Genomic DNA, 15,845 nt, shown 5'->3' with positions numbered 1-15,845 from the left:
ATATTGTACGTACTTTACAGTTGACACCGTCAGCGATACAATGATGGCATAATATTCAGGAGGGATAGAAATGACACATAAAGAAAAGCGGGAAATTTTGATTAAAGAATTGCTTACAGAACTGCCGCAGTACAGAGAAATGCAGATACCCACAAATGAAAATGAACAAAAAAGGCTTCTTAGGAGTCTGATGAATATTCGTTCCCCCCGTCCGATAAGTGACAGCTTTCTTGCGCTTCAGAATGAATATTTAAGTGAAGAAGTAGCAGAAAAAGGAATTACAGATAGCGCTTTATTGCCGGTTTCTCCTTTGAATAGCCGTCTGGTATTATGGCGCGGCGATATTACCACGCTAAAAATTGATGCAATCGTAAATGCCGCGAACAGCGCTTTAAGGGGCTGTTTCATCCCCTGCCATTCCTGCGTGGATAATATCATTCACAGCGTCAGCGGCATACAGCTTCGTTTAGCTTGCGATAAAATTATGAACGAACAGGGCTATGACGAGCCGACAGGCGGGGCAAAAATAACCCCTGCCTATAATCTTCCATGCCGCTATGTGCTTCATACCGTCGGGCCGATTGTGTCCGGTCTTCTTACGGAAACACATCGAAGGCAGCTTGCAGACTGCTATCGGTCATGTTTACAACTTGCTTCTGACAAGGGGCTGAAAAGTATTGCCTTTTGCTGTATCTCCACAGGAGAGTTTCATTTTCCACAGAAAAAAGCGGCAGAAATTGCCGTACAGACAGTTACAGAATTTTTACAGACAGACACACAGATAGAAAGGGTGGTATTTAATGTTTTCAAACAGGAAGATTACGACATCTACAAAAGAATACTTGGATAATATCAACCGGACAAAAGAACTTTTGCAAAATGCAGAAGCGGTAATTATCGGAGCAGGCGCAGGATTATCCACCTCAGCAGGCTTCACATATACAGGAAAACGCTTCGAGGACAATTTTTCGGATTTCACCCAAAAATACGGTTTCCGTGATATGTACTCCGGTGGATTTTATCCTTTTGAAAGCCTTGAAGAACATTGGGCGTATTGGTCGAGATATATTTTTATCAATCGCTATCGAGACAGGGATAATGGAACATATAAAAAACTGTTTGAACTTGTAAAAGACAAAGATTATTTTGTGCTTACAACCAATGTTGACCACCAATTCCAGAAAGCAGGGTTTGATAAGCACAGATTGTTTTATACGCAGGGTGATTACGGTTTGTTTCAATGCAGCAAGCCTTGCCATAATGCCACCTATGATAACGAGACAGTTATCCGTGATATGGTAAAACAACAGACCAATCGGAAGATACCTGCCAGGCTAATTCCCTATTGCCCCGTCTGTGGAAAACCAATGACAATGAATTTAAGAGCTGATAATACCTTTGTTCAGGATGACGGCTGGTACCGTGCAAGTGAAAGATATTCTGACTTTCTCCGCAGGCATAAAGGACTTAACGTATTATTCTTGGAGCTTGGCGTTGGTATAAACACCCCCGGGATTATTAAATATCCATTCTGGCAGATGACTGCGCAGAACCCGAAGGCTGTCTATGCCTGTATCAATTATGGGGAAGCTTATGCACCATCAAAAATCGCAGAGCGCTCCATCTGCATCGATGCAGACATTGGAGCGGTATTGGAACAATTATAAGACAACAGATTCAATTACACTTCTATGATATCATTTATCGTGTCAATCGTATCAAACGCTGGCTAGAATAATGAGTAGAATTGATATGTTCTCATTCTGTAACTTGGAAAACAGCACTGATTTAGGTGTAATACTTATCTGTATTTGTGGGCATAATGTGTCCAGCGAATGAAAGCAAGGGAGATGGTATTATACTTTTCCGGGAAAGTGAAACCGTAGAGCTGAAGGAAGTAATTGTAGATGATATAAAAAAGGAATCTTTTACAACGCCCCTGGCGTTTCAACGAACTCAAAAGGGATTTAGAAGGCATCAGCCAGAAGGTTCTCACTGACAGCCTTCGCTCTATGGAAAACGATGGTTTGATTACAAGAACGGTCTATCCGGAAGTTCCGCCAAGAGTAGAATATGCATTAAGTGATTTAGGAAAGTCTTTGAAACCAATTCTTGATTCCATGGTTGAGTGGGGAAATGCTTATAAAAACATGTTGTAAAAGAAAAGAGTGAAGATACTTTTCCATCGCGGTATCTTCACTCTTTTGATATATCTCTGATTCCTACTGTTTGACTTATGAGTGGAGCGCCATTTTATGAGCAAAAATAGCTGCATAGCAGCGGAGAAGCATCGCAGATGCGTTTTGCGAATGACGCGGGCTGAACTGTTACAGTTTCAATGCTGGATTCAAAATATTGCTTGACAGATGCCCAATCATATTCTATAGTGGGTCTTAGGAAATGGGTTTTTGCCAAGTAGAATTTTATGATTTGAACGGGTTGCTCGTTTCTTTTTTTATGTCTAAAACATCATATAAATACATTTTTCCATCATTCGCGTGGCGTATCAGCATAGACGCATGAAAAATATTATACCGCTCCACCTCTCCCGATTCATCATAAACAGGAAGCGCAAAACGGGAATCATACCTGTACCATCCATTTGCCGCATTTCTCAAATGTTTCTCTCCGGAGTTTTCCCGAAATTGTTTACCAACTGCTATTTCCAACATTTCCGGTATCCCTTGGGAAGCATTCGCCTTTGCTTTTGCATTCGCACCCTTCAGCGAATAAGTATATCTGGAACCTGTATATTCATCCGGCAAGTCTTTCCCGATATACACAATATCCTTTGTATCAGCAATTTCATAAAACTCTCTTACATAGGATTCCAGGTAAACCTTTACATCATTCCAGTTGATTGCTTTCTTTCCTTTAAAAATAATATCATTAATCAGGACAATCTTATTTCCCTTCAAATCCGTTATGATATTTATATTCCTGTTCTTTATATTTCCATCGTACCCCTCCAAAATCCCGTATCTTATACTATATCATCTTTCAAATTCACTTTCATGCTTCTTAAAAAAATCATAAAAATATCTCACGTTTTCAAGATCGTACCATTCACAAATACTATAATCTTCCGTATCTATATTATATATTTTAGAATCCAGTGTTCCAAGCATAAACGGCGAATGTGTCGCAATAATAAACTGACACGAAAGCAGTCTCGCCAGCTTATTAATCTCTTTTGCCAGTAATACCTGATTTGCCGGTGACAGCGATACCTCCGGTTCATCCAGCAGATATAATGCATCCGGTAGCAGATAGTCCTCAAAGAATTGCATCGCTGTTTCCCCATTTGAATATTTTTCCTGCGCAAATTCTATATATTCAATCTGCTGCATTCCTTCTTTCGTCCGGAAATAATCTGCTGCCTCTTTGTGCGAATGTCCATTTTTCATATAATCATATTCCATGCCATCAGCCAGAATCTGTCTTTGCTGAATTTTTTTGATCTCGTATAAAATATCCTCGCTCTTAATAAACCTGCTATTCTCCGGAAGTTTTCTAATTGTATTCCCAGACTCATCATCTCCGAAACTAAACCTGCATTCCGATGAAAATCTGCCACAGTAATCTACACTCCCGAAAGAATTGCTGGTTGCATACTCCTTGCCTTTTAACATAAGCTTGTTCGCTATGATATTTAGAATAGTAGATTTCCCGGATCCGTTATTCCCATATAGCACTGTAACTGGCGAAAAGACAAATGGCTCCACATCTTTCCCATGAAATACATTATACGGATATATATTGGGGTTATTTATTCTCTCTTTACTTAGCTTAAAACTACTCAAATATATCACTGAAAAACTTGCCATCCTTTCCCGATATTAATATAATTATAAGTAGATTCATAAAGAAATACAATCAAATCATTATAAGGAGGTATCTACAATATGAAGAAAGATATTGGTGTCATTCCGGCTGTCTATCCAATGCCGGTTCTGATGGTAGCCGCATATGACGCAAACGAAAAAGTAAATGTAATGAATGTAGCTTGGGGTCAGATTTGCGATATGGATAAAATCATTCTGTTTATCGGCGAAGGCAAGAAGACCTGGTTGAATATTCAGGAAAGCAAAGCTTTTACTGTCGCTTTGGCTGATGAAGCACATGTAGATGTTGCAGATTTCTTTGGCATCGCTTCCGGAAATAAAATTAATGACAAATTTGAACGTACCGGTTACCATGCCGTAAAGAGTGATAAAGTAAACGCTCCGATTATTGAGGAATTTCCTGTTGTTATGGAATGCGAACTGCTGGAATTTCTGGAAACCGAGTATGTATCCGCAATCGTTGGAAAGATTGTAAATGTTAAAGCAGAAGAAAACGTACTCTCTGAAAATGGAAAGGTCGATCCGACAAAACTTCAGGCACTCATGTTTGATCAATTCCAGAATGGTTACTACTCCACCGGAGAGAAAGTTGCAACTGCCTGGAATGCCGGTGTCGAACTGATGAAAAAATAATGAAACTTAGTGGTGCCGCAGCTTAGAAGGCTGCGGCCCCACATAACACCGGAATCTACCGTTCTCTTACACATTCAACATAGACAATAGGGATACGCGCCTGCATTAATTTCCAGTTTTTTACTTTCCATCCGTTTTTTTCAAGAAATTGCCTGTATTCCTCTTCCTTCCACTGATGTTCAAAACCTATTCCTGCTATTTTCAGTATGCCCGACCATATGCGGCTTATAAACCCACCTTTATGATTTACAAAATTAGGCGCAATCAGTATTCCTTTATCCTTCAATACCCGTTTTATTTCCATGAGCGCCTTTTCCGGATCCGACATAACATGAAGTGCATTGGCAATCAGAACCACATCAAAGGAACTATCATCAAACGGCAGGTCTGTAGCATCTGCAACTTCAAATGTCAGATTAGCAGGGTATTTTCCTTTTCTGGCTTCCGCAATCATTCCTTCGGAATAATCCGTGGCAATCATTTTATTTGCAGCATATGCCACATGCTTTGCCAGCAATCCGGGACCGGTAGCGATTTCCAGCACATCTTTTTCTTGAATAACTTTTGGAATCCTGTCATACATTGTCTGATAAATTTTACGATCTGAACGCATTGCCCGTTCATATATTGGTGCATATAAATCCCATATTTTTTTATTCATTTGCAACCCCTTTCCCCTGATCCGCGAGCGTTTTGCTATAGGCATACAGATCATCAGCCTCACACTCATATCCATAAGCTTATGGCTGTCCACCTTTACCCAGCTTTATAGTATTTGCCTAACAACTCCGCATATTTTTTCCTGCGCTCTTCAATCGAGATTACATTCGTAACCACCATCTCGATTCCCTGTACTGCCTCAGGCTCCGTATTCTCTAATACATCACAACTTGCTTCCTTACAAATCGTTTGTTCAGATTCTTCCAATGCATTACATGGCATGTCCATGATCGCAGAGACTTCCACGTGTTCATCTATAATGTCATGCAGATCTGCTTCATACAGTTCCATTAACGCAAACATGGTATCTGACTGCGGATATCGCTTACCACTTTCATAATTATAAACTGCCTGTTTGCTGAGACGCAAGTACTCTCTTACCTCATTCACAGACAGATTCTTCGCTTCTCTCAGCCGTTTTAAATTTTTCCCAATTACCTTTGGATCATATTCAGGTCTGTACTTCATACACTCTCCTTCCTGATTCACACCACTTTTTTCAGAGCCTCTTTCAGCTTTTCACGGAACCGGCGGCGTTCTTCCATAATAGTTGAAAAAACAATTGCTCACTCCCCATTCTCAGCAAGCAATTGCTTCAACATATATTCCCTATACTTTCTTAGTTTTAGTTTACTTTATCCGCTGGTAAATCGCAAGCCAATCTCAGAAGTTTCTTACCACTTCTCCAGGAAAATTCATTCGTTTTAATCCCACAAGGCAAAGAAGTGTTCTTTCATCAAATCCATAACCTCGTCTTTACAGTCGATTCTGTACTGTTCCAACTTCTTTTCTTCTTCCATGTTTTTTTCCGATATCTCTTTGTATTCTGGCAGCTCATGCATAAAATGAACAGTGCCACCGCCTCCACGTTTTCGATTGGCTTCCAGTTCTTCCGGTGTCTGAAGTTTTTCTCCAAATATTCCATATTTATCTGTGAATTCATCGAGAGCTTTCATATACTCCTCTTCGTATGGATTTTTTTTAGAGCATGTTTCTTCATCTGTTTCTCTCCAAAGAAAAATCATACGATCCAGTATCTTATCCCAGACCTCATGGCAAGTATCATTTACAAGAATCCCATCCTCATTTGTATAGTTCTCTCCAAAATAACCAGGAGAACCGCAACGATGATTTTTCAGATATTCCAGCATGTCCGGCAATAATACCTGTAGATAACCATACATATTCCAGATATCCGAATCTGCATATCCTCTGACAACTCTCTGCTTACTCCACTTCATACACTTTCTGATATGCTTAACAATTGCCAACACTCTGCTTTTTTCTCCCAAGCCGCACATTACAAAATCGCGCCTGTTCCATATATTATTTGTATGTCCTTCCTCAAGATCCTCTTTTCTTCTCTTCTTAAACATCTGGTTTCTCCTGAACCTGCGCCATCTTTCACATAATTCCTCTTGTCATCCCTGTCACTCCTTCAGCAAATAATCATTATTCAGAACTTTCATGGACAATGGTCCTTCTATTGTTCTTGAATAAACAGGCTCCACTGGTCTGATAACAATCCCTTCCTTATTCATCCCGGAATCATACTTTCCTTTTGCTCTTTCAAGCAGTTTCTCAACAGAACTATAAGGAAATTCTTCTCCCTGTTCTTCGACAGGTACCATCTTAAGGCCGACCTTCTCACAAAGTTCCTGCATCTGCTGAAGCGAATATCTACGTCCGGTCTCCATATTGACTATCGTGAAGACATACCATTCCGGTTTTACAAGCTTCAATCTGTTTTTCTGAATCCCTGCTCCGCAGAACTCGCCCTGAATTGCCACATCAGGAATGTTATTCTCTTTTAAACGCTCTTCAATCTTATGCTCATGGGCATATTTCCACATGGCACACTTATCGTTATCTTCATATTCATAGTTTCGTCCACAGACGCCAAACTTACCATCCTTCCAGTACATTGTCACGCTGGTTCCATCCATCTTCGTACTGATATAGTAAGCAGGTATTTCCTTGAACTCACTGATTAAGTCTGGATAAGACTGAACTCTAAGCTCATCTGTCTTTGTAATACCATAAGGGAAATCTCCGATTACCGTACCACTGCTGGTAACTCTCTCCTCAATCTCCCATTTTCGAATACCCAGAGCTTCTGTCACGTCCGCTCCGATTTCATATTTACCTTCCGGAAGAATCGATAAAGGTTGGACCAATCCCTGTGAAATCTGTCCTCTGAACTTCAATGTCTTTAAACGGAAACCTTCTCCAAGAATCTCTGACTTTTTAAAACTGCTGCTTCTTAGAAACTCAAATTCCTCACATACAGGAAGAAATGAATCCACTTCTATATATACGCAACGGTCTCCCACCTGAAACTGCCCCTTGTTGGCTACACACTGCCATCCCAGGACATGTACACACTCAATCTTATCTGCACCTTCAATGGGTGTGATATGATGTACATACTGTACGGATGCTAACTTTCTCTTCTCCAATTATTTCACACCTTCCTTATCTTTCTTTTTCTCCTCCTCAATCTGACTCGCAAGCATTTTGTGTTACAGAATAATTCTATTTTAAATGAGCACTCCGTTTTTGTCATTCAACACATCGTTGACTGACTTTTCTTCACTCCGCCATTTGTCCTTTTTTTCTGTTGCCCGGTCTATAGTAATTCGATGAATGCTTGTAATGTTAGAAAGAATTGTAACCTTTGCCATTTAGCATCGTACATGTCATAGGATTTAATTCTCCCACTGCTTTATTTAAGTTTTTTCAAATACTGTACCGGTACTGCCTTCGTGAGCCATACTCCATTTACAGATTGAAAGAATTCATAACCGTCATAGTACATCTGACTCGCAAGTACTTCATACACCACGGGTCTCCCATGCCGTGAACCGACAACAGCCGCAGTTGCTTCATCACCAGATAAATGGACATAGAGGCGGCTCTTGGAAATCAGGCCTTGTTCATCAATCGAGATTACGTATTTTTCTCCCGTTCCGTGATATAAAATTACCGGAGGCTGCTTCTTCGGAAGTTCTACATCCACGTCAATGGAATGACCTTGATTTGCTCTGATCAATGTCTTATCTTCATTAAAAGAATATCTCTGCTTGCTATCTGTTTCCACAATTTTCTCAAGCATTTCCATATCAATGTACTGTGTCTTTGAGATACCAGCCAAAAGTTCTTCAACACTTGCCCATCCATGTTCATCTAACGAGATCCCAATAGTATTTGGCCTGTGCCGGAGAATCAAACTGATAAATCTGCTTGTTTTATTTAAATCCATTTACATCACTCCTCGTACCATTTAAACCTTTCACTCATAAAATCACACTCATCTGTAGTATTAGCCAGTTCTGCTCATCTTTAAGAAAGCAATTTGGAATAATCAGGATAAACCAACTCAGACACGCTGACAAAGTGGGCAGGGAAGGACTCGAACCTTCGATGTTTCTGATGTAACGGATTTACAGTCCGCCGCCTTCGCCGCTAGGCTTACCTACCCATGGGGTGACTACCGGGAATCGAACCCGGATATGCAGAGCCACAATCTGCCGCACTAACCGTTGTACTATAGCCACAGTGATCCCCGCCGGACTTGAACCGAGCATTACAACCTTGAAAGGGTTGTGTCCTAACCTTTAGACCAGGTTTAGACGTCACTTTTGATACAAAATGGCGTGAGAAAAACTCCCGATTTTTCGGGGGTTTTTCTTTATGTCTGCACCAATTTTTCTAGGAACAATATAAACACAGGGTTAGAAAATGAGTGTTTTTCTAATCACTGCTATAGACTCAGTATCAGTCTGCACCAATTTTAATGATCTCTGTCTTGCTCAGAATTGGTGCATTACAAGCATAAGTTGCACGGATTCTTACATTCTGAAAAGAAATAAGCGCAAGCCGCACGGATTATCTTGGAGTTGAGGAGAATAATCATAAGCACACGCCTTTTCACAGTTGCACCAATTTTATGAGAACTAGAGTTCTGTGAGGCTATATGAGTAGAAAAGAAGCAAGAAAAAAGAGCGGTCAATTGCTGGCCGCTCATATTTTGTGGTATATAGTTTGCCTGAGATTAGATTGTGATTTTTATCCTCTCGCCATTCTTAAATTCAAAGTCAAGCGATTCTGTCTTCACGACTGCACGCTCTACTAAGTTGTTCCATTCTTGCTCTTTAAATACTGTAGCATCTTTGCAGTTTTTCAGCGTCTCAATAAAACGATGAAGTTTCTCGCGCATACCCACCAGTTTAAGTTCTTCGGCTTTCAGAACGGCCATGCGCTTTTTCTGTTCATCAATTTGCTGGACGAACTTATTGAATTTAGCTCGGTATTTCTGCTGATCCTGAGACTTTCGGGCGTTTTCGTGGACTACCCCCTGAATCTCTGCCATAAGGTCCTCAAGTGAAATTTCAGCCTGCTGGCGCGTTTCTTTAAGCTGTACTAATACATCTTCATTTTCGAGACGCTCCTGACATTCTGTAATGTATGAATCCTTGTTGGACAGTAATTTTTCCAGGGCTTCCAGATAATATTTCTTAATATCTGATTCAGAAATGCTGGGAGATGCACATTTTTCGTCACCATCATACCGATGGTTACAATACCACACGACCTTTCGATGCTTTTTGCTGTTGCTGTGAAGCACTTTTCTGCCGTAAAAATATCCGCATTCACCACAAATGATCTTCGTACTGAACATGCTGTTATCTCTTAGGGCAGACCTAAAATTGCTTCTTCGCTCAAGCTCTGCTTGTACCAGATTAAAAGTATCTTCGTCGATGATGGCATCATGCGAGTTCGACACATAGTACTGTTTTACTTCGCCATTGTTTTTTCGGACTGTTTTCGACAGATAATCTACAGTGTAGGTCTTTTGACGCAAGGCATCGCCTTTGTATTTCTCGTTTGAGAGAATACTTTTAATAGTACTGACTGACCACCTATCTTTTCCGCCGGGCGTCTTAATGCCATGTTCGGTTAAAGTGTCCGCAATGGTGCGGATCGTTTTTCCATCAAGAAACATTTTGTAGATATCTCTGATAATTTCAGCCTCTTCTGGTACGATTTCCGGCCTGCCGTCTTCGCCTTTTCTATAACCGAGGAAACGTTTATATGGCAAAGAGATGTTACCATCCTGCATACTTTTCTGCATTCCCCAGCGAACATTTTCCGAGATAGACCGGCTTTCCTCCTGCGCAAGGCTGGACATGATTGTCAGCATAACTTCGCATTGCTTATCCAAGGTTCGGATTCCCTCTTTTTCAAAGATTACTTCGATTTTGAGGGCGGAAAGCTCACGAACTGTCTGAAGCGTATCGACAGTATTGCGGGCAAAACGGCTGATCGACTTCGTAAGAATCAGGTCAATTTTGCCAGCTTTTGCGTCGGCGATCATACGGTTGAAGCCATCGCGTTTTTTGGTATTTGTCCCGGTTATACCTTCGTCGGCGTAGATACCGACAAATTCCCAGGCCGGATTACTACGGATATATTTGCCATAATAATCCACCTGTGCCTCATAACTGGACTGTTGCTCGTCCTGCTCCGTAGAAACACGGGCATATGCGGCAACTTTTAGTTTGGGAATTTCCGATTCTTCTTCGCACATAGCTTGGATATCTATCGGTTCCCAAACAGTCACTCGTTTTGCGTTATTCATACAAAGTACTCCTTTCTAAGGTTCTATTTCGCGCTTGTTGTCGCATTTCCTCATTCCAACTGTCTTTTCGGGAATAGGGATGCCATATTGTTTTAACTTCTTCGCCAGAATTCATGACATAAGTGAGGTCGTAATCTTTACCGCAGACAATCTCGGATATATAATCTTTTAGATCAATATCCTCGAGCGACGGCAAGCCAAGAACCTCCTTTGTCTTTGCTATCAATATTTTTTCTGGTATTTGCCGGTTATTGCAATATTTCTTTCCTTTCCTCATGAATGTTGCACATATCCAAGCGGGCTTCGCATATTTAGTGCTGGCATTCGCGACTCTTCTATTGAAATGCTTACCACAGCAAGCGCAGATAAGCATACCTGTAAAGATAGTTTTCATGCGTTTTTCGGGTAACTTTATCTTGGCTTTTCTGCGTTCTGCTTCGGCTTGCGCCCGTTCGAAAATTTCCTTTGAGATAATCGCCTCGTGGCTGTTTTCTACAAAGTATTTTCTTTTCTCACCTCGGTTAATGACTCCTTTCTTCGTTCGAAAATCCTCAACGTAGGTTTTTTGCAGAATCATATCTCCGGTATATTTCTCATTATGGAGAATTCGATAGATACTGCCTTCGCGCCAATCATCACAGCCTCGCACCGTAGGAACATGTATAGCATTCAGCTTTTTAGCGATAGCAAGCCTCCCCATTCCGGAGAGGTAATCATCAAAAATCATACGGACAATTTCCGCTTCTTTAGGAATAATGGTCAACTGCCCGTCTTTCAGGCAATAGCCTAACATGCGACCAGTATTTGGTCGTCCTTCCTCAAACATCTTTTGGATGCGCCATTTTTGGTTTTCGCTGGCCGAACGTGCTTCCTCCTCTGCATACATTGCTAGGAGCGTTAGCATGAGTTCCCCATTCGCGCCGAGGCTGTGAAGGTTTTCTTTTTCAAATAACACATCAATATTTAGCAACTTTAGTTCCCGAATTGTATCAAGGAGCGTTACTGTGTTTCTGGCAAAGCGGGTGATAGATTTCGTAATGACGAGATCTATCCTTTTTTTGCGGCAATCCGCTAATAGGCGCTGGAACTCGGGACGTGAGTCCTTTGTCCCGGAAATGCCCTCGTCAGCATACACACCAGCAAACTCCCAGCCGATATGATTGGAAATATACTCGTTATAATAGCTGATTTGTGCGGATAAAGAATGTAGTGCTTCTCCTTTTTCAGAAGATACACGGGCGTATGCGGCGACACGTTTTATTCCGATATCCGGTAGCTTTGTTGCGTTAATCTCTTTAATTTGCATAAATTCCACCTCCTACAGACATTCATCACTCTTTTAAGGAGAAAAGTCCAGTTGAAAATGGATTATTATTTTCCTTTTCTTCTGACATTTTTCCACCATTCTATGCGACAAGCATCGCAACAAAAGTATTTCTTATGGCTATTAGAACAATCCAAAATGCGACCACAGTTTTTACATATCTGTAAGACACTTTTCTCGGCCTTTGTCTTGAACTCCTGCTTAGGTACATAGCCGTTCCTGCGACAGATAGACTTTACGGTATTGGGCGAAAGTCCAAGTGTTTTTGCAATACAGGCATACGAATAGTTTTCTTTTCTAAGGGCTTCGATTGCCTGCTTGTCTTTTAAAAGCATGTTATTGATGCCTCCTCTCTGTTAATGTGCGATAGACTTAACTATAGAATTGCCAGCCCACTTGGGGCTGGCGTGTGAGTGGGTATAGCCCTAAATTTTGCGGATAATATCCTCGCCATAAGCGACACCAAGGCCGGAGCCGCAGTCCCAGTTAACAAAGATCGTACCAATATCGTCAATGAACTGCACGGTTCCTTGCTCTCCTGGCATTAGCTTAGTGTATGGATCGTTCATAGAAACAAGTTCTACGCGTGTCCCGGCTGGATATGTTTTTCGTAGTCTTTCAATCGTCTGTTTATTCGGAAATTCCTGCATCAGCTTCACCTCCTTCAGATGATTGTCCAATAGTTACTTCCGGTGCTTCAATTTCTGTTCTGATCTTACGGGCATCATGTCTTGCTTTCGCTTCCTCGGTTCGCCAACCGCTGTTTCCAGACAGGTTGCGAAGCAGGAATTTACGAGCAAAGGCATATTCTGGCCCTTTGAAGTTCAGAGATACGAGAAAGAGCCGCATTGTAAATTTGTCGTTATCTGACGGACTTTCCGTAGCCGTAACGCGAGTGAGCATTTTGGCTCTCTTCGCAATACCAGATACAAGCTGCATATATGCTTTCGCCTCTCCATCAATGCCATGATCAGTGAACCACGGAAAGCAAACCTTGTCCTCTTTGCGCTCAATGGACAGATTGTCTGTTTCGAGCGCTTTCTTGAGAACCGTTGCTTTACTGGCAACAATCGCTCTGACTCTGCCAAGTTCAGCCTCATCAAGGTAAGAGCCTGGCAGCTCAATTACGATCTTCTTTGGTTCGGTCGCTTCTGGAATAGAAGTTTTCTCAGATGGTTCGCCTGTAGCTTCTTTCGTAGCTTCCGCTGATTCAAAGTTGCCTTCTGGCAAAACTGGAGCTTCCGATTCCTCGATGGACTCTGCCGATGTTTCTTTAGAAGCGGCCGAATCCTCAGCAGCGGCGATTTTGTCTTCCTCAACAACGGTTTCGTCTAAAACATCTTCAGATTCTTCGACGTTTGCTTCCACGGCATCGGATACATTTTCCTCAGTCGGATCTTCTGCTCCGAGAGCAGACTCTTCCAATACAGGTGCACCGTCGATTTCTTCCGTAGGCTCGTCTAAAATTCTTTCAAAACCATGCCAGGTAAGTTTCTTGACGATAGCTTCGATTTCCTCTTCGGTCATATCGTCCGGAAATTCAATATCCCCAGTACGATTAACAACGCATGAACCAACTTCATATCCATAGCTTGGAGCTTTGAGATATTTAGACTCGCATTCGAGAATCTCAGATAAGGCGTTTACGAGTTTCTTTCTCTGTTCGCCAGATGCGGCATATTTTATAGTCGTCATAATAGAGACCTCCTTTAATTGTGTCGGTTTAACAAGATATAAAGAGCAAGTTCAGCTTCCTTAGTGGTCGGACAAATATCCCAGCCACGATCGTAATTAGCAACAATCTCGCCATCTTGCCTTAATTCCAGTTTTGAAATCTTGCCATGGTTGATGCCGAATTCGCTCGGTTCATCATATACCTTTAAGGCGTAATGAATCGTTATGTAACTTTTTCCGGTTGCTTTGTCTACCGGAATGCCAATAGATCCTTCTTGCCACATACTCAATTCCTCCTTTTATACATTCATCACTCTTAATCATTTTGTTCGCAAGTGGAATCATCAGGATTCTTCAGCGTGGCCTGCGAGATAGCATGAGTGCCTCGGCGATAAATATATACACTATCGCTGAGCTTCTCTTGCGGCAATACAACAGTCCGATTCACATCCCGTACAATTTCAATGATTTTTGAGGGTTGTACGAGAGAAAGTGGAAAGATGAGAACCTCATGAATGCTTGACGGTGCGATGCAGAGGTCATCCTCTATTTGTGCCGCAAGATCTTCAAGATATGTCTCATACATCAGAATGGAAGCTCCGAGTATGCGTTCCGGATTTGTTCCGACATACATCGGATAGGGAGCATCGCTCGGAATCGCTATTCCGGTAATCTCGGATATGGCATCCTCCATAGGCATAATGCGATATCCGACTTTTTTGCAATTCTCATTGGCAGCGTCCATGATTTCATTGAGCTTGATATCCAATGAGACCATATCTACTGCGTCGATAATCTTGTATCTCGGTCTGTTTGGATCGAAATGATCCATTAAAACGAATGCAGCTACCATATCCAGAAATTCAGCAGAGACTACATCGTCTCGCAATTTTTTTGGATCAAATAGTGCGTATCTGACATTTTTGAGAGCTACGTCTTTGGTGTAGGTTCTATCATCGTTAAAGTCTAACGTCATAGAAATATCCCCCTCTCTACGGTTTCTGGTTACATTTCACTATCATCATTTTCAAGCCCCGGCGCGGTGCCTGTCATGATGAAGTTGCAGTACTCTTTACGGTTATCCATCAGGTAAACGACCAATTCATAGTATCCTTCGCGGTTAGCGATATACTGAACGGCGTTTACGTCAAACATGTTGGTTTCTCCGGTATCCCGGACAGCCAAAATCTGTTCCTTAATGATCTGTGTCATCATTGTCATGTCCTCCTATCTCAAAGAATTGGATTTGTGCAGTTATTCCTGCAGGTTACAGTGTTTTCTCAGAATGGTCTGAGACTACGATGTTAAGGTGCGTCCGATGTGATTTCGGATTTGCGAGAATGATATATCCACGAATCTTAACCTCCTTTCGGCGTGGCTATATACCTTTAATGTACTGTCGTTTATTCTTTGGAAAGCGGCAAGAATAGATAACCAAACGACCTGAGCTATCTCCTCTTAATGCCGTAATTGCTACGACATACCGTTTTCCTCAAAGTTAAAATGTAATGTGTGATTCATAAATTTCCTTTATTAATGTGTTGTTATTTCCGAAGGCCTGAAGTATGCAAGCCGGAGACAAACGCCTCAATTCACAAAAACCTTATTTTATTTTCGACTCCTTATCTTTATTGTCCTGAAATTCGATAATGCTTTTATAACAACGCTCCAGTTTATCTATAAATTCCCGGAGCTGCTCCGCCGTGCCGATTAGCGAGATGTTGTAGCTATGCATATCGATAACTGCTTGGTTAAATCGTTCGCAAGCATTCTCCAGCTCGCTGACGGCGTCGCGGTGTTCGTCATATAAACTGACGAGTGTGTGGTAATCCATGCTGATCCTTTCGTTAAAGTTAATAGTCTAAAATAGATAGATTTTCGTTTATTGATTATGTTTGCCCGACTTGCACGCTTCAGGCCTCCGGCGACTTTAAGAATGTTCTACTATGAGCTAGTCTGTTTTGGGGGTGTATAAGGTGCTTAGCCGGAAACGCCGACTAATCCGTTT

20 protein-coding genes, 2 tRNA genes and 1 pseudogene are annotated in these 15,845 nt (G+C 41.6%); 4 read left to right on the top strand and 19 right to left on the bottom strand.

All coding sequences use genetic code 11. The annotated features are described in order from the left end of the window. Nucleotides 1–70: 70 nt before the first annotated feature. From OCV99_RS05975 to OCV99_RS05965, 3 genes and pseudogenes are all read left to right on the top strand, one after another. Nucleotides 71–850, top strand: coding sequence for a protein-ADP-ribose hydrolase (locus tag OCV99_RS05975; protein ID WP_158369125.1), 780 nt, complete (start codon nt 71–73; stop codon nt 848–850). After that, nucleotides 801–1,667, top strand: coding sequence for an SIR2 family NAD-dependent protein deacylase (locus OCV99_RS05970; protein WP_158369123.1), 867 nt, complete (start codon nt 801–803; stop codon nt 1,665–1,667). Before OCV99_RS05975 ends, OCV99_RS05970 begins: the two co-directional genes overlap by 50 nt. A gap of 252 nt (nt 1,668–1,919) precedes the next feature. Further along, a pseudogene (locus OCV99_RS05965) lies at nt 1,920–2,159 on the top strand (winged helix-turn-helix transcriptional regulator); the annotation flags it as partial. A gap of 264 nt (nt 2,160–2,423) precedes the next feature. On the opposite strand, the gene OCV99_RS05960 reads toward OCV99_RS05965, so the two are convergent. Beyond that, complete coding sequence (locus tag OCV99_RS05960) at nt 2,424–2,972, bottom strand: hypothetical protein (RefSeq protein ID WP_227193492.1); 549 nt, start codon at nt 2,970–2,972, stop codon at nt 2,424–2,426. Between the two features lie 21 nt (nt 2,973–2,993). Further along, complete coding sequence (locus OCV99_RS05955; RefSeq protein ID WP_264471520.1) at nt 2,994–3,827, bottom strand: AAA family ATPase; 834 nt, start codon at nt 3,825–3,827, stop codon at nt 2,994–2,996. A 78-nt stretch (nt 3,828–3,905) separates the two neighbouring features. Between OCV99_RS05955 and OCV99_RS05950 the strand changes: the two genes are divergently transcribed. Further along, nucleotides 3,906–4,478 carry a flavin reductase family protein gene (locus OCV99_RS05950; protein ID WP_158369117.1) on the top strand — a complete coding sequence of 191 codons (573 nt, stop codon included), beginning with the start codon at nt 3,906–3,908 and terminating at the stop codon, nt 4,476–4,478. Nucleotides 4,479–4,533: 55 nt separating this feature from the next. Here the strand turns inward: OCV99_RS05950 and OCV99_RS05945 are convergent, their stop codons facing one another. The 17 genes from OCV99_RS05945 to OCV99_RS05865 all read right to left on the bottom strand — a co-directional run bounded on the left by OCV99_RS05945 (nt 4,534) and on the right by OCV99_RS05865 (nt 15,671). Beyond that, nucleotides 4,534–5,139 (bottom strand): class I SAM-dependent methyltransferase, encoded by a 606-nt coding sequence (locus tag OCV99_RS05945; RefSeq protein ID WP_158369115.1) that lies wholly within the window; start codon nt 5,137–5,139, stop codon nt 4,534–4,536. A gap of 95 nt (nt 5,140–5,234) precedes the next feature. Continuing rightward, a complete protein-coding gene (locus OCV99_RS05940; protein ID WP_158369113.1) occupies nt 5,235–5,666 on the bottom strand; it encodes a helix-turn-helix domain-containing protein in 432 nt (143 codons plus the stop codon). Between the two features lie 236 nt (nt 5,667–5,902). Next, nucleotides 5,903–6,574: a hypothetical protein gene (locus tag OCV99_RS05935; RefSeq protein ID WP_158369111.1), complete on the bottom strand. Its 672-nt coding sequence runs from the start codon at nt 6,572–6,574 to the stop codon at nt 5,903–5,905. Between the two features lie 54 nt (nt 6,575–6,628). Then, nucleotides 6,629–7,657: an RNA ligase (ATP) gene (locus OCV99_RS05930; RefSeq protein WP_158369109.1), complete on the bottom strand. Its 1,029-nt coding sequence runs from the start codon at nt 7,655–7,657 to the stop codon at nt 6,629–6,631. An 81-nt stretch (nt 7,658–7,738) separates the two neighbouring features. Then, the gene (locus OCV99_RS05925; protein ID WP_262575009.1) at nt 7,739–7,882 is read right to left on the bottom strand and encodes a hypothetical protein; all 144 of its coding nucleotides are present in this window, start codon (nt 7,880–7,882) and stop codon (nt 7,739–7,741) included. A 41-nt stretch (nt 7,883–7,923) separates the two neighbouring features. Further along, nucleotides 7,924–8,460, bottom strand: coding sequence for an RNA 2'-phosphotransferase (locus OCV99_RS05920; RefSeq protein WP_158369107.1), 537 nt, complete (start codon nt 8,458–8,460; stop codon nt 7,924–7,926). A 135-nt stretch (nt 8,461–8,595) separates the two neighbouring features. Continuing rightward, a tRNA-Tyr gene (locus tag OCV99_RS05915) sits at nt 8,596–8,679 on the bottom strand. 1 nt (nt 8,680) lies between these two features. Continuing rightward, a tRNA-His gene (locus OCV99_RS05910) sits at nt 8,681–8,755 on the bottom strand. 497 nt (nt 8,756–9,252) lie between these two features. Next, nucleotides 9,253–10,839: a recombinase family protein gene (locus OCV99_RS05905; RefSeq protein ID WP_158369104.1), complete on the bottom strand. Its 1,587-nt coding sequence runs from the start codon at nt 10,837–10,839 to the stop codon at nt 9,253–9,255. Beyond that, nucleotides 10,832–12,145: a recombinase family protein gene (locus tag OCV99_RS05900; protein ID WP_158369102.1), complete on the bottom strand. Its 1,314-nt coding sequence runs from the start codon at nt 12,143–12,145 to the stop codon at nt 10,832–10,834. Before OCV99_RS05900 ends, OCV99_RS05905 begins: the two co-directional genes overlap by 8 nt. A 65-nt stretch (nt 12,146–12,210) precedes the next feature. Further along, entirely contained in the window at nt 12,211–12,498 is a 288-nt protein-coding gene (locus tag OCV99_RS05895) for a helix-turn-helix domain-containing protein (RefSeq protein ID WP_158369100.1), read from the bottom strand. Between the two features lie 90 nt (nt 12,499–12,588). Beyond that, nucleotides 12,589–12,813, bottom strand: coding sequence for a DUF4314 domain-containing protein (locus OCV99_RS05890; protein ID WP_158369098.1), 225 nt, complete (start codon nt 12,811–12,813; stop codon nt 12,589–12,591). Continuing rightward, nucleotides 12,794–13,858, bottom strand: a complete 1,065-nt coding sequence (locus OCV99_RS05885) for a hypothetical protein (RefSeq protein WP_158369096.1) — start codon at nt 13,856–13,858, stop codon at nt 12,794–12,796. Before OCV99_RS05885 ends, OCV99_RS05890 begins: the two co-directional genes overlap by 20 nt. A gap of 14 nt (nt 13,859–13,872) precedes the next feature. Further along, the gene (locus OCV99_RS05880; RefSeq protein ID WP_158369094.1) at nt 13,873–14,121 is read right to left on the bottom strand and encodes a DUF7678 domain-containing protein; all 249 of its coding nucleotides are present in this window, start codon (nt 14,119–14,121) and stop codon (nt 13,873–13,875) included. Nucleotides 14,122–14,153: 32 nt separating this feature from the next. Beyond that, complete coding sequence (locus OCV99_RS05875; protein ID WP_158369092.1) at nt 14,154–14,813, bottom strand: DUF5688 family protein; 660 nt, start codon at nt 14,811–14,813, stop codon at nt 14,154–14,156. A 29-nt stretch (nt 14,814–14,842) separates the two neighbouring features. Next, the gene (locus OCV99_RS05870; RefSeq protein ID WP_465245502.1) at nt 14,843–15,052 is read right to left on the bottom strand and encodes a DUF5049 domain-containing protein; all 210 of its coding nucleotides are present in this window, start codon (nt 15,050–15,052) and stop codon (nt 14,843–14,845) included. A gap of 388 nt (nt 15,053–15,440) precedes the next feature. Continuing rightward, entirely contained in the window at nt 15,441–15,671 is a 231-nt protein-coding gene (locus tag OCV99_RS05865; RefSeq protein ID WP_158369090.1) for a hypothetical protein, read from the bottom strand. Nucleotides 15,672–15,845: the final 174 nt, after the last annotated feature.

It is taken from the genome of Dorea acetigenes (assembly GCF_025567385.1).
GTDB lineage: Bacteria > Bacillota > Clostridia > Lachnospirales > Lachnospiraceae > Claveliimonas > Claveliimonas acetigenes.
Note: the sequence above shows the minus strand (reverse complement) of the source record. Positions and strands in the feature narration are given on the sequence as shown.

Excerpts from the sequence above, each read along its gene's own strand:
- OCV99_RS05880 (WP_158369094.1), bottom strand. The coding sequence starts at position 14,121 with ATGTGGCAAGAAGGATCTATTGGCATTCCGGTAGACAAAGCAACCGGA.
- OCV99_RS05935 (WP_158369111.1), bottom strand. The coding sequence starts at position 6,574 with ATGTTTAAGAAGAGAAGAAAAGAGGATCTTGAGGAAGGACATACAAAT.
- OCV99_RS05945 (WP_158369115.1), bottom strand. The coding sequence starts at position 5,139 with ATGAATAAAAAAATATGGGATTTATATGCACCAATATATGAACGGGCA.
- OCV99_RS05925 (WP_262575009.1), bottom strand. The coding sequence starts at position 7,882 with ATGGCAAAGGTTACAATTCTTTCTAACATTACAAGCATTCATCGAATT.
- OCV99_RS05940 (WP_158369113.1), bottom strand. The coding sequence starts at position 5,666 with ATGAAGTACAGACCTGAATATGATCCAAAGGTAATTGGGAAAAATTTA.
- OCV99_RS05875 (WP_158369092.1), bottom strand. The coding sequence starts at position 14,813 with ATGACGTTAGACTTTAACGATGATAGAACCTACACCAAAGACGTAGCT.
- OCV99_RS05970 (WP_158369123.1), top strand. The coding sequence starts at position 801 with ATGTTTTCAAACAGGAAGATTACGACATCTACAAAAGAATACTTGGAT.
- OCV99_RS05895 (WP_158369100.1), bottom strand. The coding sequence starts at position 12,498 with ATGCTTTTAAAAGACAAGCAGGCAATCGAAGCCCTTAGAAAAGAAAAC.
- OCV99_RS05865 (WP_158369090.1), bottom strand. The coding sequence starts at position 15,671 with ATGGATTACCACACACTCGTCAGTTTATATGACGAACACCGCGACGCC.
- OCV99_RS05950 (WP_158369117.1), top strand. The coding sequence starts at position 3,906 with ATGAAGAAAGATATTGGTGTCATTCCGGCTGTCTATCCAATGCCGGTT.
- OCV99_RS05955 (WP_264471520.1), bottom strand. The coding sequence starts at position 3,827 with ATGGCAAGTTTTTCAGTGATATATTTGAGTAGTTTTAAGCTAAGTAAA.
- OCV99_RS05885 (WP_158369096.1), bottom strand. The coding sequence starts at position 13,858 with ATGACGACTATAAAATATGCCGCATCTGGCGAACAGAGAAAGAAACTC.
- OCV99_RS05920 (WP_158369107.1), bottom strand. The coding sequence starts at position 8,460 with ATGGATTTAAATAAAACAAGCAGATTTATCAGTTTGATTCTCCGGCAC.
- OCV99_RS05900 (WP_158369102.1), bottom strand. The coding sequence starts at position 12,145 with ATGCAAATTAAAGAGATTAACGCAACAAAGCTACCGGATATCGGAATA.
- OCV99_RS05905 (WP_158369104.1), bottom strand. The coding sequence starts at position 10,839 with ATGAATAACGCAAAACGAGTGACTGTTTGGGAACCGATAGATATCCAA.
- OCV99_RS05975 (WP_158369125.1), top strand. The coding sequence starts at position 71 with ATGACACATAAAGAAAAGCGGGAAATTTTGATTAAAGAATTGCTTACA.
- OCV99_RS05890 (WP_158369098.1), bottom strand. The coding sequence starts at position 12,813 with ATGCAGGAATTTCCGAATAAACAGACGATTGAAAGACTACGAAAAACA.
- OCV99_RS05870 (WP_465245502.1), bottom strand. The coding sequence starts at position 15,052 with ATGATGACACAGATCATTAAGGAACAGATTTTGGCTGTCCGGGATACC.